The sequence below is a fragment of the Shewanella sp. NKUCC05_KAH genome (assembly GCF_019345585.1).
GTDB lineage: Bacteria > Pseudomonadota > Gammaproteobacteria > Enterobacterales > Shewanellaceae > Shewanella > Shewanella oncorhynchi.
On sequence record NZ_JAHKQZ010000002.1, the window covers coordinates 100,683 to 115,264 of the forward strand.

The following is a 14,582-nucleotide window of genomic DNA, read 5'->3' on the forward strand; positions in this document are numbered from 1 at the left end:
ATTATTGCGCGCGTTGCAGCAAGTAAGTGAAATCTGCAAAATTACCGTTAGTGGTTGCCGCATTATTGTGACAAGCCATACAGCTACTTGATGTTTGCTTTACCGAACCTTGGATATAAGTTTCGAGCGTGGTGTTCGCTAAAAATGAGGGAGCAGGCACGCCCGTTGGATCGGTGGGATTTTTAGCATCGGTAGGCCATTGCGTACTGACCAATTCGTAATTCATCCATACCGATCCCGGCACTACAGCGTCGAGTGCAGCGTGATAACTGGCATTTAAGGCTTTAGCGTCGGCAGTGATAGGAATGACGCGTTCCACTTGAGTTGGTTTAGTGTGCGGGTTTGCCGGATCCCACGGGCGTGCTGGTGGTTCATTCACTTTGCAGTCAGTACATTTAGCATCGTAAAAATTATATGCCGACAATGATGCTGACTCACCTTGGGTTGGCGCGTTAGCGACATGCTCAAAGGTAGACCAAATCCATTGTGGTTCACCCGTGGTTTTGTGAGCAATGTGAAACCCCACTAGACCGACTTGTTCAAGCGCACACGCGGGCTTGACCCCGTGTTGCTCTTCGGGATTGTTATAAACAAGCGCGTAAGTTGTATAGTAATTCGTCGAATCAAACTTGCCGCCCATTTTTATCCATGAGGCTTTAAGCATGATAGAACCTACCTGCCCGGTTTTACTGTCGCTCGCGGTAAAGTCGACATCGGCATTAAACTGTTTCTGTCCTTTTTTACTGTAAAGGTTATTGTCCAAAATAAAATTGAACATGGTTTCATTGGTTAATATTTCATAACGGGTATAAAGCCCGTTTTGATCAATCAATGGACCCGTTGTAAAAGGCTCACCACTTTCATCCAACACATTCGGGGTCTTCCCTACTTGCGTTAAATAAATAGTCCCTTGAGGAATGGACTTGGGATCAATACTTTTGCAAACATCCGGCACATTATTGGACTGATCCCACCCAGGTGGTTTTACGCCATCGGGTAAAAAAATCTCCCGGCTTTCCTTCCAATGCAGCCACACGACTGGCTGGTTAGTTTTTTGCCCAATGGTGGACGTGGTATTAGGTGTGCCATCGGCATTTGCTGGCCAGTTAAGTGCAATAAACGATTGCCAAGAAAAATCATCAAAATCATGTTGCAGGCTTTCGAGTGAGAACGGGGGTTTTGCTGTGATTTCCAGTGGCATAACAGGGCTTAACGTGGGTAGCGTTATAGCTGTTTTTGTCTCTACTGGTGCTTCTGCATGTACAGCAGCACTCATACACAAAAAAAGCGTACTGTAGCTAAAAGATTTGATAGACATGAAATTAACTCTCCTTGTTATTGGGACTTATTCAATGCTTAAAACGTTTACAACTCCACTTTCTTTAACGACTTAAAATCAGGGCTTTCACAACACTCGCCACTGCAGGCGTGATGTCACAATACAAATAGCGAACAAAACTTGACCTCAACCAAATCCCAATAAATGGGTTTCGATATTAAAATTGAAGTTTGCTGTTTTGATCGCAGTCTCTGGCTTACTGAGCCAGTCTGAACAGATTGATTGATACGGATAAATATTAACGTCTTTCATTGAAATTCCTTTTCATGATTGCGTTTTATCACGATACCTTGAGTCTAGATTATTCATTGAGGATCACCTCAAATGAACCTAGTAATCTCAGTGGAAGGGTTAAACACTCCTGTGTTCCCGTAGTGAAAACAATTCTATGCTGCAGAAAGAAAAGTAACCTTCTGAAAATATTCCATGTTAAAAGATTGTTTACGTTTCACTTATTGTCAAGCGTGAGGCAGGAGGTTTATTTTATTTGCAAAAAAGCTCGCCGCACGACACGACGATAACAGCGGTAAAAAGCATAATGTGATATCAAGAGTTCAACATTGATCTGAAGTCTGCGAGGACCAAGCGTGGACAGGAACTAACTAAGCGATCGTAAAATCGGTCGCAACTACGCGCGGCCTATTCTTATTTGGTAGCCATTGATTCAACAATAACTGTCAAAGTTTGGAAGATTTCGACTCATTTTCATCATTAGATTCTGTAAAGAGTCACTCAGCATCTGATTATATGGCCTTGCTAATGACTTTATAAACACTTTGACTGAAACAGAACACAACTTGTTCTTACTGTTGAAACAGGAAATCTATTTTCTTGTACTGACGAAAACTCTAAGATTAAAAATGATGCCATTTGGGGATGCTTTGACCTACTTAGGTAGCCCTGTGAAATATGATCATATCGTTCCACTTGCTTCCCACAATTGAGCCGCAGTGTACCTTCACAAACTTGTTATTCACCGATGTTTGTGCCCATAACCAATACATTTATACCTTTATAATTCACTTGTTCTATAGGCTTAAATCCATGATGTAAGTACAAACCTCCAGTTAAATCTTCTGTTTGAAGATATAATTTTTTCACACCTATTTTATGTGCTAGCGATATTATCTCTTTCACAAGTTTTGAGGCGACACCCTGTCCCCTAGCCTGCTGAGTGACGTAAACACCACCAAGCCAAAATTCAAATTCTGGGTATATGTCCATTTCTCGAATTTTTAGCTCTGCTGAACCAGCAAGAACACCATTTACTTTTCCAATGATCAGAATAGGCGCGGTATCTCGATTTATTGATGCAGAGACTTTTTCAGCGACTTCCTCCTTGGTATAGCTACCATTGTCTTGGCACCATTCGTTGAAATACCAACTAGCTACCGTGTCTATCGCAGAGGGATTATCGGCAAGTAATGAAATTTCCATATATGTCCTTAGATGTACAACGATTTGATTTTCTTTATGAACAACATCTTACCAACTTAACCTTGTAAGGCAAGCAGCCCACAACCATTGATGTTTGTAGTCAAACTATACTGATATCTATTAATGACTTTATGATGATGTTTACTTTGCTGTGGCTTTATTGAAAGTTAGGACTGGCATGACTTCTAGGTTGAAAGTAACCTCATCACATTAGCTTTTTTATAGCCACAACTTTATTCGCCCTACTTGCATTTTAAACTTTGAAACAAGCTTTGGGGCATTTTAGAGTTAACCGATTTTAAGCACGCCACGCTTTAATCGCTTCTGTTGCTAAACCAGCTAGCTGTTTTGAAACTTCACGACCTTTGTAAATTGACGTTGTGTCTTTTGCGATTGGAACAGAATAATGAATATCGTGAGCAAGATTATTTAGATACTCGCGGCCACCACCTTCATAATTTTGCAGTTCCTGACCATTGAGCTGGATCATATAGCTATAGCCAAATGCACTCATGTTGCAATTTGCATTCAAGTACAAGCGACCTTCATGCTCCAAAAGGAACCATACTCGGTTTTCAGAATCCATTACTTTCATCGTCATCTCGCATAAGGGGATTTACCCGCACTTATCATAAAACCCAAACCGTAAATGGAAATACGCATCTCAACGGAACTTTTCGGTCAATTGATCTAATAAAGCTTCCATACTCTGCTCGAGGAGATCGAGCACTAGTTCAAAACCCTGTGCGCCGCCATAGTAAGGATCTGGTACTTCCGTTATTTGCGTATCAGCATAGGACAACATTAACTGTAACTTGTGTTGATACTCAACCGGACAACGGCTAAGCAGATCCGCCAAATTGGCATTATCCGCAGCTAGAATTAAATCAAAATGCTCAAAATCAGCATTCACCACCTGCCGCGCCCGCATGCCCTCGAAACTAAAACCCCGCTTTTTACCAGCCTCAATAGCGCGGCTATCGGGCTTATCCCCTTGGTGATAACCAATAGTACCCGCCGAATCCACCTCAATATTAAGCCTGCGCTCAGCAATCTTAAAACGACAAACCGCCTCTGCCGTCGGTGAGCGACAAATATTACCCATACAAACCATCAATATTCGCCGTACACTTTGATTTTTTAACATGAATACCTCATAGCTTAGTATTATCAATAATTTATCTAATGTGCTTAAACCTAGATGTAAACTTAATATGATAAGCAGCTTAATACATTAATTATTTACCTATAAATACAACATGTTAAACCTATAAAAGCAAAATATTCTTACGCCAAACCATTATCAAAAATAAAATGCGCGCTACGATCCGAAAGTTAAGGGTGTCACCTCAGCTAAAATATTCCCCTTGAGCCATATACATACCAAGTACGCACAAAATTTAACCTAACCCGTAAAATATACGATAAACAGCACAGAAACAAATTAGCCTCCTTGCTAAGGATTTTTTATCGACTAGGTTTATATGTCAGAGTACGGTTTAAAATAAAACTGACTGTTCACCGCATACTCGCTCAAATAAAAAATACACCACAAAGTACAAGAAGAGGAAAAGTAAAATGGATTTTATTGAACGAATCGATGTTCTATCAAAACGTATCCCTCAAATTGCTAATAGCCTTCAAACTGAGGAAGCGACTAAGAATGCCTTAGTCATGCCATTTTTGCATACAGTTCTAGGATATGATGTTTTTAATCCTAGCGAAGTTGTCCCAGAATTTACGGCAGATACTATAGGTAAAAAAGGTGAGAAAGTTGACTACGCATTAATTAAGGAAGGTGAAGTGCAAATCCTTATTGAATGCAAAAAGTACAATGAAAAGCTGTCCATAAAGCATGCGTCACAACTATTTCGTTATTTTTCTGTCACAAACGCACGCTTAGCTATTCTTACAAACGGTACTGAATATCAATTTTATACCGATCTTGATGCTCCTAACAAAATGGATGAAAAACCATTTCTGATCTTAGATCTTGAAAATATTGATGAACACTTAATTCCTGAAGTTAAAAAGCTGACTAAAAACTCGTTCGACGTTAACTCAATAGTCAGCGCGGCAGGAGAACTAAAATACTTGAGTCAGATAAAACGTGTTATTAGTGAGCAATTTAAAGAACCTGAAGAAGAGTTTATTCGCTTTTTTGCCTCAAGGGCTTATGATGGGGTTCTTACACCTAAAGTAAAACATCAATTTGCTGAAATTACTCATAAAGCACTAAGACAATTTCTCAACGACAGCATTAATGAACGTTTAAAATCCGCTATTGGCAATGATAAACCAACTGATGAAAACAAAAATTTAATCGATACCCCAATCCCATCCAATGATGAAAAAATTAAAGTAGTTACTACTGAAGAAGAAATTGACGGTTTCAATGTGATAAAAGCTATATTGAGGCAAAAATAGAAGTTAATCGAATCATCGCAAGGGATACCCAAAGTTACTTTGGCATACTATTGGATGATAATAACCGAAAACCCTTATGCCGCTTACACTTCAATGCTAAACAAAAGTATCTAGGATTAGTGGATGAAAATAAAAATGAAACTCGTCATCCTATTAACTCTGTAGATGATATTTTTAATTTCAGTGAACAACTATTATCGACAGTCGCCTATTACGAATAATACTATCAAAATATCAATTGCGCATTACTCAGCGTAAAGACTTATGCGCAATTTGATTTACTAGGAACGGCTACTCAGTTTCAACATCGGTTCTTACCCGTAAAAAACTGGCAAACCGCGGTAAACCGTTAACGGTAAGACCAAGATATTTATAGGTAATGATAGTGCCCACTGCGGGGGGATGTTGGCGCTCTGCGAGACTAAAACCTGTGCCAATACTAAAAATTCGGCCGTCTGGCGTTTGCACTTTTAATGCGCCCATCTGCCCTGCAAATTGACCTTTACCAGGGATATAAGCGATAACAGTAGCTTCAGCATCATAATAAGGTTTTAGCTTCATCAAATGAGGATTGCGGCCACTGATATAAGTCGCAGAACTGCGATGCAGCATCAAGCCTTCGGCGCCTTTTGCAACTAAGGCATCGAGTTTTTGATACAGGGTTTCAAGGCTTTCTACTTGGAACTGCACTATGACTTCAAGATAATTCGATTTGCCACTCAGTTCAGTCAGCGCAAATTGATAGCGATGCTGAAAGTCGCCACTCGCCTTGGGGACATCGAACACCATAAATCGCACTTTGCGCCAATCATCATCCTTAGCTGAGGTTTGTCGAACTAAACTCGACATCGCTTCAAACTGACCTCGCCCAAGCCATAATTCACCATCGAGGGGATAATTCGGAAAATTCGCAGTAAACCAAATGGGTGTGGCGATGGCATTTCCCTGCCGAGTGAATAATTCCTTGCCATTCCAGTAACCTCGAACCCCGTCGAGTTTCTCACTAATCAAAAAATTTTGAATATTAATATCTTGCGAAGTTCGAGTCGCATCAAACTCAGTAGCTAGTTGTATGGCAGGTGGTGAGGTTTGTGCGTTAACCGAAAGAGTTAAACCGCAAAGTATGAGCAAGCTGAGCTTAAAAACACTAAAACGGATGAACTGATTAAATGTTAAATTTCGTAACGGGTTAGTATGAGTCATTCCCTTGCCCACGCGGCAATATATCCTTCATCAAGCTTAGGCCGCACGGCTAAAGTTGCACTAAAATAACCGCAAAAGTCACTAACTCCCTAAGTTAACAACGAATGTTGATGATCAAATTTGCTCAGTTAATTGTTTATGCACTTTTCATCTCAGGCTATACTGCGGCCAAATTTATGACTCAGTCAAATGTTAACAAAGACAACAGTAGGATTTATCCACCCTGTTTTGAATGAGTAGAACCTCAGCGCTTTGTCGCTAACGTCAATTGGAAACACTATGAAACCAGCCAATAATCACGGTATTAAGCGCATATTCAGAGCGACGGGATTTTCGATGAAGGGCCTAAAAGCCGCTTGGATCCACGAAGCCGCCTTCAGACAGGAATTAATCTTGACGATAGTCATGTTACCCGTAGCCTTATGGGTTGATATCAGCACTATTGAACGCCTTATGCTGATTTTCACGTTGTTTATCGTGTTGATTGTTGAGCTATTAAACTCGGCGATTGAAGCTGTGGTTGACCGTGTCGGCAGTGAAATACACCCGTTAAGTGGCCAAGCCAAGGACATTGCCTCGGCTGCCGTCTTTATGAGTCTTGCGCTTTGTGGATTAACTTGGCTGGTTGTATTAACACCGCTAGTGCTTTAATTCTTAGTTTCTAAACCGTTGTATGAGAAACCATTGAGCCATCGTCCCTTAAAAAGTCGATGGCTTGTTTGATCTGGGCTAAGCGGTCATTCTCAGCCCAATACGCAAGATACACATTTCGTGAAATGGCATTCGCGCCGCTGACGAGATGCAATTCGCCGCCGCGCAATGCATGTTGCACTAGATGCTCAGGTAAAAATGCGCAGCCGCCATTATTCAAGATGAAATCTAACGCAATACGTGCTGAACTCGTGTGCAGCGTTGGCACTGGCAGCGAGGCATATTCCTGCGCGTGAACAATATTGAACGCCGTACCCCAATCGACTTTTACATATTGCCCCGGCACAACCGCTTTTACCGTTTGACCTTTTAAGCTCGACACCAACAACAAATTAATTTGCCCCAGTTGTACTATCTCAAATTGATCAAGCTTTGGCGGATCGAATGAAATCGCAATATCGAGGGTACGGTCCATTAGCTGACGCGTCATTGCATTCGCGGGTAGCACTTCGGTGCGCAACGCCACGCCAGGTAAACCGACATGCAGTCCCTGTAAATAACCTTGCAAGTAAGCGTCCCAAATATTCGGCCCTGCACCGATGGCAAGCTGCGTTGTCTGTAACTGGCTGAGGGAAACATCTTGCTTAGCCCGCTCCCATGCTGTTAACACCGCCTCGGCATGACCAAGCATACGTTCGCCTGCTGGCGTGGGCTGAATATTATTACGTTGCCGTTCAAATAAGGCGACACCCAAAATGCTCTCAAGCTGTTTCACCCTAAAACTCACAGCGCTTCGGGTGAGATAAAGATTCTCAGCCGCTTTACCAAAATGGCGAGTACGGGAGACTTCGAGAAAGGTTTTTAGTAAATCGGTATCCATAAAAATTCTTGACCAACATAGGCAAATTTTTTTGATTTATAAATCAATAATACTAGCCAATACTCCAGTTGCAAATCTTTGTATATCAAAAACTAGAGGGTATCTGCCATGTCTGAACAGTCTTTTTTTAACGCTAACAAGGGTTCTGAGACGTTTAACGGCTCAGTTGCTGCCAGTTTTGTCTCTCAAAAACGTTTCTACGACGACGCTAATTTCCCCAAAGGCTTTAAACGAAGCGGCGATTTTACCAATAAAGAAGCTGAACTCCTTGAATTGCATGGTCATGCGATGAAGAATTTAGCGGAAGGAAAAACGCTGCCTTGCACCTCTGATGAAGCCCAATTTGTGGAAGTCGCCAAAGGAAATATCGCCCCCAGTAGCTTGTTAGAGCAGATCTGGGTAAAGTATCGCAGGCTCGCCATGGGGAAACCCTTTTATGCCGTGGTTGGTACAGTGCATTTGCCTGCAACCAAGCCCGAGATAGAAATAGAGGCTGAGGCTGAGGCTGTATTTGATATTGAAGATGATGTTCAGGATGAACCTGAACCCGAGGATAAAGAATGAAGATTAAGGTTTGCTACTAAATGCGTGGTTGGATTTTATATAAAGAAACCGCGACTCAGCTAAAACCTGAATGGTATGAAATTGAGCGTCTACTGGCGGCAGCAAAAGCCGATAACATAGAGTTGGAAGTTTATGCACCTGATGAATTTGATCTGACTGTCACCAGAGAAGATAACAAGAGTATTTTATTGAATGGGCAAGCCGTCGAGCTGCCCGATTTTATCATTCCGCGAATGGGCTCAGGCACGACCTACTTTGCTTTAGCCATTATTCGTCACTTAGAAAGATTAGGGGTATATTGCCTCAATCCATCTAAAGCCATTGAAATCGTTAAAGACAAGTTATTCTCCCAACAATTGTTGGCCGAGAAAAATCTGCCTACGCCTAAAACCATGTTGGTTAAGTTCCCCGTCGATATCGCCCTCGTAGAACGCCATCTCGGTTTTCCTGTGGTGATAAAAACACTTTCAGGCTCACAGGGCAGTGGTGTGTTTTTATCCCATAAGGCGCGTGAATTTGACGATTTAATGCAGCTGATTGAAGCGACCAATAAAAACGCTAACATCATTCTGCAAGAGTTTATCGCTAACAGTCATGGGCGCGATCTACGCGTATTCACTATTGGTGGTCGTGTGGCGGGTTGCTATGAAAGGCGTGGTCAAGAAGACAGTTTCAAAGCCAATGTCAGTGCCGGTGGTTCAGCGCGTCCATTTCAGATCACTCCTGAAATTGAATGGCTTGCCACCCAAACAGCCAATATTCTCGATCTTGATGTTGCAGGTATCGATTTATTGTTTGATAACGGCCATTACAAAATTTGTGAGGCTAACTCATCTCCAGGGTTTGAGGGCTTAGAGTCCTGTTTGAATGTGGATATTGCCGCGCAAATTTTGCATTTTATTCGTATCCGTTTAGGCATGTTTAATAAAGATGAACCAAGTAGCCCAAAAATCGTAGCTGATAGCGTAGAGGCTGAGACTTCTACCCCGCCACCTCTATCGTCTGCGTCCTCTATCGAGACGAAATAGAAGCACTAGGACATATCAATATCTAGCGGGATCGTACCGCTAGATATTCTCAATATCGATGATTCTCCGCCATGTTTGTGTCTATATCCATTTGTATCTCGCCCCATCAACAACGCAACAATCCTAAAGCCGTTCAGGAAGGAAACACTTGTCCTTAGTCTTTCAATCCACAATTGATGTGATCGCTCACTCAAATTTCATTCAACCTCACGAGAACCAGCCCTACTTTTGTTTTGAATCACAATTTTTTGCATTTTTTAAAACATTTTGTTCACATTGAAAAATTTGCTGTTAAACTCCAAATGTTGTTTTTTTATGGCACTAAATTCTGACCTTATCGCTAAACATAATAAGAATAATGCAGGAGTCACTCCTTAACATGTCGATCCGCCTATTACCCCTAATCATAGCGTCACTGCTCAGCACTCAAGTGCAAGCCGATGATTTTACTATTCAGTTAGGCGGCTTTTATTCGCAATCAGACACCAATATGGAAGTCACTAACCCTATTTCGGGTAATAATTTCACTTTAGATTATGAGTCCGATCTACAACTTGCAGAAAACGAATTTTTACCCTTTATCGAGTTAAATTATCACTTTAACGAACGGCACAATATCTACCTAGACTGGAAACAGCTTCATCGTAACGCCGAAACCCAAGCCTTAACCAAACCCTTCCAGCTCGAGATTAACGACACCATTTACGATATCAAAGCAGGCGGTAATCTAAATTCAACTTTAAACATTGATGTACTGCGCTTCGGCTATGGCTATGATGTATTTCAAGGCAGTAACTATGATGTCGGTCTATCACTTGGTTTACATACTATGTTTATCAAGACAGGTTTTGAAGGGGTGATTGGTGTTTGCGCTTCATCGGAATTACTCAATAATGTCTGCGGTAGCCAAGCAATTCCGCGCATTGTTGACGAAAATGTCACTGCACCACTGCCCGATATTGGCATATATGGTCAGTATGAATTTGTTCCCGGTTGGCAAATCACCAGCCATGCACAGTATTTCTATATCAAACTCAATGATGTCAAAGGCGAACTGGTTGATATTAAAGTGGGGGTTAATGCACAAATCACCCCAAACTGGCGTATGAGCGTGGCCTATAACTACTATAAAGTTGACGTTGATATCGCCCAAAATTCGCCGAATAAAGATACTCAAATCGCCGATTACAACATCTATTACAATTTTATTGGCCCTATGCTTTCTATCAGTTATTCCTTTTAATTTTATAAAAAATCTCTTCCCATATTGTATTAAACACCCCTTCTAACTCAAACAGTTGCCCGAACCCTAGCCAAATTAGTGCTAAAAAATAAGGGCGCCTACTGGACGCCCTCATGATTCAACCCATTAAACCTATTTACGGCCATCCTGCTCACGTTTGGCTTTAAAGTCTGATGATTCAAGCCAATGGGGCCAATCTGAACCATTCGCTAAAGTGGTTATCATACTGGCGATCAAGTCTAGGTCTTGACTCACCCCCTCCAACGTCCAATTTGGATCATAATCATCGGCTCCTTGGTGATATTTATGCGCAATATAGTCAGGATCTGTATCCCCAAGACTCATAAATAACAATCCTGGTACACCTTGCTGGGCCAGCGCAAAATGGTCTGATCTGAACATCAATCCATTCTGTGGTCTTGGATCCGCTTTTACCGAACGGTCTTGGGCTTTGGCAGCTTTATCTAAGTATTGCTCCAACTCAGATACCCCTTCCCCATAGCGCAAAATGTAATCCACGCCTTTATTTACATTCATGCCATCGATATTTAAAAAGGCGACGATATTTTTGGTTGGCACACTGGGATGCTGAGCAAAATGCTGTGCACCAATCAGACCCGTTTCTTCTGCAGTAAAGGCACTGAAGAGCACCGAGCGATCCAGTGGCGCCGTGCTAGCTTGCTGTTTGAAGTAACGCGCTAACGCTAAAACCCCCGCCACACCACTGGCATTATCGACCGCTCCGTTTAAAATCTCTGACTTACCGTCTTCAATCACAGTACCGAGGTGATCCCAATGGGCATGCATCATCACCACTTCGTCGGGGCGCGTTTTGCCAGGCAGTAAAGCCGCAACGTTATGGGACTCGGCGCGTTCAATTTTATTGTTTAACGTGAGCTGCGCGCTCAACTTAAGTGGGATAGCCTTAAAGTTTGGCTTGGCAGCTTGCCGTTTTAAGGTATCAAAATCCAATCCCGCTTTGGCAAAGATTTTTTGTGCGGCCTCGTGCTGAACCCAGCCCATCACGCCCACTTGACCTTGGTTATTATTGGCATCGACCAGAGTAAACTTAGTGCCCGTGTTGGAGTTTTGCACCACTCCCCAGCCATAGGCGGCTGGCGCGGTTTCATGGACAATAAACACGGCCTCAGCGCCTTGACGCGCCGCTTCCTCATATTTATAAGTCCAGCGACCATAATAGGTCATAGCATTGCCTTTAAATATTGTTGGATCTTGGGTCGCAAAGCCGGGGTCATTCACGAGTACGATGACCGTTTTGCCTTTTACATCTAACCCTTGATAATCATTCCAGCCATATTCGGGTGCATTGATACCATAGCCAACAAATACCACATCACTTTTATTCAAGCTGACTTTTTCGGCGATTCTTTGGGTTCTCGCGGTAAATTCACTGCCATTGGCAAATTTAAGTCCGCCGATATCAAGCTGCATGTTTTGATCGGCACTAATTTGCGCCAAAGGAACCGCCTGTAAATAGCTATCGCCAAATCCGGGTTTGAGACCCATATCTTTAAATGCTGTCACTAAATAGTCTAAAGTTAACGTCTCACCTTCAGACAAGGGCGCGCGTCCCCCAAAAGCATCGCTCGCTAAGGTTTTCACATCGGTTCGGTATTGCACGAGATCGAGACTTTTCACAAATGCCGTTTCAGCAAAGACAGGTAATGAGATAGTGGCCAACAGACTTGTGGTTATGATTAAATTTTTCACAACTTTCTCCCAAGTTATTATCATTATTTGGTTTTAAGGATAGACTTTACCATATCATCTTTAATTTATGATGGAAGTCTTAGCGCAAACGGAGTCGCTACATCCAAGAGTAAACGGTAATCATGTCTCCATCTGACCGATATTTTTGTCGTTGACCTAAACCTGACTGCAACAGAATAAAAAATAGCGAAATTTTAAAATATCCGTGTATTTTCATTGAGTAAGGTAACAATATGTCGCTAGAGTTATTACAAGCCGCTGCACTGAACCTCAAAAAAGCAGTGCCTCTGATGCTCAAACATAAAATTCCGACCACCCCCGTTAACTATGCGCTTTGGTACACTTATGTTGGTGAACAAAATCCGGAGTTAAATCAACAACTCGATACTGTTATTGCCCAATACAACACTTGCCCTCCAGTCAGTAGCGAAATCTTGTATCGCCAATATGTTGCCGACCCAGTTGAACTCGATGTCAGAGAAATGCGCCAAAATCTGGATGCTATGGTGACTGAGCTTTCCCAATCACTCAAAGATACCAATCTAGATGCCAATGACTTCCAGTCACGTATCGAAAGTAATTTTGAAAAGCTCAACCGCATCGAAGACGAGGGCTTTAGTGTTGAGCAAGTACTCGATCTGGTCCGCAGCTTAGTGAAAGAGTCGGACAATATTCGCTCGAGCACAGAGTTCTTTACCGGTCAGTTGCAGAAGGCTCAAACCGAAATAGACGCACTAAAGAAAAAACTTGAACAAACAGAAAAAGACGTTCTCTACGATGCACTGACAGGCTGCTTTAATCGCCGCGCCTTCGACACTGATTTTGCAGGAATGATAGCCCAAGCCCCCTTAGGCACTTGTGTGATCTTGGCCGATATCGACCATTTTAAAGTGTTTAACGACACCTATGGCCACCAGCTCGGCGACCAAGTGTTACGCGCTGTGGCGAAACGACTACAGGAATCCTGCCGCGATGGCACGAAACTGTATCGGTTTGGCGGTGAAGAATTTGCGATTATTGTCCCTAAAAGTCAGCTACGCATCGCAAGGCAACTGGCCGAAGCTATGCGCCGTGGACTCGAAAAACTCAGTTTAAAAGACAGACGCAAAGACGAACGCATCAATAATATCAGTGCTTCCTTTGGCGTCGCCCAATGGCAAGAAAAACAAACGGGTATGCAATTGATTGAAGCGGCAGACAAATTACTTTATGAAGCCAAACGCTTAGGACGAAATCGTGTGCTGCCTATCAGTAACTGATGGTTATAACTTAGCCTGAAGCCGATAATTCAGCTTCAGGCTAAGATGATTAACAAAAGAGCATTTTTTTGAAAGCTACATGAAGGATTTAAATGAGATTTCAGATTAATGTTTGAAACTGCGAGAAACAGTTCCAATATTCCCTTGCACGCCACTCCCTATTGAAACGGATGCATTCGTACCGAGTGTTTCCATCGACTCATTTTCGACGGGGATCGCCTGCACCACAAACCGCAGTTCAGCACCGCCTTGAAGTGAATCGAAGGGATAACACGTAATTAACGTTAAGCGATTATCATCGGATGGCGCCATAAAGTGAGTTTCTGTTTCATGTACGACCTGAGTCGCCACCACTTCATAAATAATGTGATTGCCTTTAAGCGTTTGTAACGATAATCGACGCCCCACGGCCATGCCATTGAGTATCGCAAAATGCGTATCCCTGTGGCCGGCAATCACAGTATTGCCTTTTTGCCCCGCTGGCGCACTGGACAACACCAGACTCGGACCAAAGGCCAAATTTCGCCCAGAAGCCCCCGCAAGAACATATAAACTGTCATTAAGCTCTGCTTCAATATTGTTGTTCGCCGCCACTTGCTCACGATGAATAGACAGCTTTGCCACGGGATAGGTATCCGCCCATGACCAAGGTTTATGGGATTGACCATCAGCCAAGGTTTTAGTCCACGCCTGTTCAATCAAATACTGTGCAAAGTGTGCTTTAGCTTGCATATAGAGTCCCTTTCCTAACAATGTTGCGCCAATTAAAAATAATCCCACCACTAAAAATCGCTGTGTTCTGCTTTTGCTCATCGCGCTT

General features: G+C 42.5%; 15 protein-coding genes. 6 read left to right on the plus strand and 9 right to left on the minus strand.

Going from position 1 to position 14,582, the window contains the following annotated elements; genetic code table 11:
- Position 1 precedes the first annotated feature (1 nt).
- The 5 genes from KO533_RS02305 to KO533_RS02320 all read right to left on the minus strand — a co-directional run bounded on the left by KO533_RS02305 (position 2) and on the right by KO533_RS02320 (position 3,923).
- Positions 2 to 1,318 (minus strand): hypothetical protein, encoded by a 1,317-nt coding sequence (locus tag KO533_RS02305; protein ID WP_219252704.1) that lies wholly within the window; start codon positions 1,316 to 1,318, stop codon positions 2 to 4.
- A gap of 147 nt (positions 1,319 to 1,465) precedes the next feature.
- Positions 1,466 to 1,591 (minus strand): hypothetical protein, encoded by a 126-nt coding sequence (locus KO533_RS22735; RefSeq protein WP_263171210.1) that lies wholly within the window; start codon positions 1,589 to 1,591, stop codon positions 1,466 to 1,468.
- Between the two features lie 717 nt (positions 1,592 to 2,308).
- Positions 2,309 to 2,776, minus strand: a complete 468-nt coding sequence (locus tag KO533_RS02310) for a GNAT family N-acetyltransferase (protein WP_219252706.1) — start codon at positions 2,774 to 2,776, stop codon at positions 2,309 to 2,311.
- 298 nt (positions 2,777 to 3,074) lie between these two features.
- Positions 3,075 to 3,371 (minus strand): hypothetical protein, encoded by a 297-nt coding sequence (locus KO533_RS02315; RefSeq protein ID WP_028760210.1) that lies wholly within the window; start codon positions 3,369 to 3,371, stop codon positions 3,075 to 3,077.
- Between the two features lie 69 nt (positions 3,372 to 3,440).
- On the minus strand, positions 3,441 to 3,923 hold the full coding sequence (locus KO533_RS02320; protein ID WP_219233724.1) for a low molecular weight protein-tyrosine-phosphatase: 483 nt from the start codon (positions 3,921 to 3,923) through the stop codon (positions 3,441 to 3,443).
- 431 nt (positions 3,924 to 4,354) lie between these two features.
- On the opposite strand from KO533_RS02320, the gene KO533_RS02325 reads away from it, so the two are divergent.
- Entirely contained in the window at positions 4,355 to 5,203 is an 849-nt protein-coding gene (locus KO533_RS02325) for a type I restriction endonuclease (RefSeq protein ID WP_251073340.1), read from the plus strand.
- A 291-nt stretch (positions 5,204 to 5,494) separates the two neighbouring features.
- On the opposite strand, the gene KO533_RS02330 is transcribed toward KO533_RS02325, so the two are convergent.
- A complete protein-coding gene (locus KO533_RS02330) occupies positions 5,495 to 6,406 on the minus strand; it encodes a DNA ligase (RefSeq protein WP_219252708.1) in 912 nt (303 codons plus the stop codon).
- Positions 6,407 to 6,685: 279 nt separating this feature from the next.
- On the opposite strand from KO533_RS02330, the gene KO533_RS02335 reads away from it, so the two are divergent.
- Positions 6,686 to 7,057 (plus strand): diacylglycerol kinase, encoded by a 372-nt coding sequence (locus tag KO533_RS02335; RefSeq protein ID WP_028760259.1) that lies wholly within the window; start codon positions 6,686 to 6,688, stop codon positions 7,055 to 7,057.
- Between the two features lie 10 nt (positions 7,058 to 7,067).
- On the opposite strand, the gene hdfR is transcribed toward KO533_RS02335, so the two are convergent.
- The gene (hdfR, locus tag KO533_RS02340; protein ID WP_219250518.1) at positions 7,068 to 7,937 is read right to left on the minus strand and encodes an HTH-type transcriptional regulator HdfR; all 870 of its coding nucleotides are present in this window, start codon (positions 7,935 to 7,937) and stop codon (positions 7,068 to 7,070) included.
- 108 nt (positions 7,938 to 8,045) lie between these two features.
- Between hdfR and KO533_RS02345 the strand changes: the two genes are divergently transcribed.
- The 3 genes from KO533_RS02345 (at position 8,046) to KO533_RS02355 (ending at position 10,772) form a co-directional block, all read left to right on the plus strand.
- Positions 8,046 to 8,501: a DUF413 domain-containing protein gene (locus KO533_RS02345; RefSeq protein WP_219252710.1), complete on the plus strand. Its 456-nt coding sequence runs from the start codon at positions 8,046 to 8,048 to the stop codon at positions 8,499 to 8,501.
- Between the two features lie 20 nt (positions 8,502 to 8,521).
- Positions 8,522 to 9,529 (plus strand): RimK family alpha-L-glutamate ligase, encoded by a 1,008-nt coding sequence (locus KO533_RS02350; RefSeq protein WP_198572720.1) that lies wholly within the window; start codon positions 8,522 to 8,524, stop codon positions 9,527 to 9,529.
- 379 nt (positions 9,530 to 9,908) lie between these two features.
- Positions 9,909 to 10,772, plus strand: coding sequence for a hypothetical protein (locus tag KO533_RS02355; protein ID WP_028760263.1), 864 nt, complete (start codon positions 9,909 to 9,911; stop codon positions 10,770 to 10,772).
- Between the two features lie 132 nt (positions 10,773 to 10,904).
- Here the strand turns inward: KO533_RS02355 and KO533_RS02360 are convergent, their stop codons facing one another.
- Positions 10,905 to 12,527 carry a M28 family metallopeptidase gene (locus KO533_RS02360; protein WP_219252712.1) on the minus strand — a complete coding sequence of 541 codons (1,623 nt, stop codon included), beginning with the start codon at positions 12,525 to 12,527 and terminating at the stop codon, positions 10,905 to 10,907.
- A gap of 209 nt (positions 12,528 to 12,736) precedes the next feature.
- Between KO533_RS02360 and KO533_RS02365 the strand changes: the two genes are divergently transcribed.
- Positions 12,737 to 13,762 (plus strand): GGDEF domain-containing protein, encoded by a 1,026-nt coding sequence (locus tag KO533_RS02365; RefSeq protein WP_028760265.1) that lies wholly within the window; start codon positions 12,737 to 12,739, stop codon positions 13,760 to 13,762.
- Positions 13,763 to 13,867: 105 nt separating this feature from the next.
- On the opposite strand, the gene KO533_RS02370 is transcribed toward KO533_RS02365, so the two are convergent.
- Positions 13,868 to 14,575 carry a class GN sortase gene (locus KO533_RS02370; RefSeq protein ID WP_219252714.1) on the minus strand — a complete coding sequence of 236 codons (708 nt, stop codon included), beginning with the start codon at positions 14,573 to 14,575 and terminating at the stop codon, positions 13,868 to 13,870.
- Positions 14,576 to 14,582 lie beyond the last annotated feature (7 nt).

Excerpts from the sequence above, each read along its gene's own strand:
- KO533_RS02305 (WP_219252704.1), bottom strand. The coding sequence starts at position 1,318 with ATGTCTATCAAATCTTTTAGCTACAGTACGCTTTTTTTGTGTATGAGT.
- KO533_RS22735 (WP_263171210.1), bottom strand. The coding sequence starts at position 1,591 with ATGAAAGACGTTAATATTTATCCGTATCAATCAATCTGTTCAGACTGG.
- KO533_RS02310 (WP_219252706.1), bottom strand. The coding sequence starts at position 2,776 with ATGGAAATTTCATTACTTGCCGATAATCCCTCTGCGATAGACACGGTA.
- KO533_RS02315 (WP_028760210.1), bottom strand. The coding sequence starts at position 3,371 with ATGAAAGTAATGGATTCTGAAAACCGAGTATGGTTCCTTTTGGAGCAT.
- KO533_RS02320 (WP_219233724.1), bottom strand. The coding sequence starts at position 3,923 with ATGTTAAAAAATCAAAGTGTACGGCGAATATTGATGGTTTGTATGGGT.
- KO533_RS02325 (WP_251073340.1), top strand. The coding sequence starts at position 4,355 with ATGGATTTTATTGAACGAATCGATGTTCTATCAAAACGTATCCCTCAA.
- KO533_RS02330 (WP_219252708.1), bottom strand. The coding sequence starts at position 6,406 with ATGACTCATACTAACCCGTTACGAAATTTAACATTTAATCAGTTCATC.
- KO533_RS02335 (WP_028760259.1), top strand. The coding sequence starts at position 6,686 with ATGAAACCAGCCAATAATCACGGTATTAAGCGCATATTCAGAGCGACG.
- hdfR (WP_219250518.1), bottom strand. The coding sequence starts at position 7,937 with ATGGATACCGATTTACTAAAAACCTTTCTCGAAGTCTCCCGTACTCGC.
- KO533_RS02345 (WP_219252710.1), top strand. The coding sequence starts at position 8,046 with ATGTCTGAACAGTCTTTTTTTAACGCTAACAAGGGTTCTGAGACGTTT.
- KO533_RS02350 (WP_198572720.1), top strand. The coding sequence starts at position 8,522 with ATGCGTGGTTGGATTTTATATAAAGAAACCGCGACTCAGCTAAAACCT.
- KO533_RS02355 (WP_028760263.1), top strand. The coding sequence starts at position 9,909 with ATGTCGATCCGCCTATTACCCCTAATCATAGCGTCACTGCTCAGCACT.
- KO533_RS02360 (WP_219252712.1), bottom strand. The coding sequence starts at position 12,527 with ATGATAATAACTTGGGAGAAAGTTGTGAAAAATTTAATCATAACCACA.
- KO533_RS02365 (WP_028760265.1), top strand. The coding sequence starts at position 12,737 with ATGTCGCTAGAGTTATTACAAGCCGCTGCACTGAACCTCAAAAAAGCA.
- KO533_RS02370 (WP_219252714.1), bottom strand. The coding sequence starts at position 14,575 with ATGAGCAAAAGCAGAACACAGCGATTTTTAGTGGTGGGATTATTTTTA.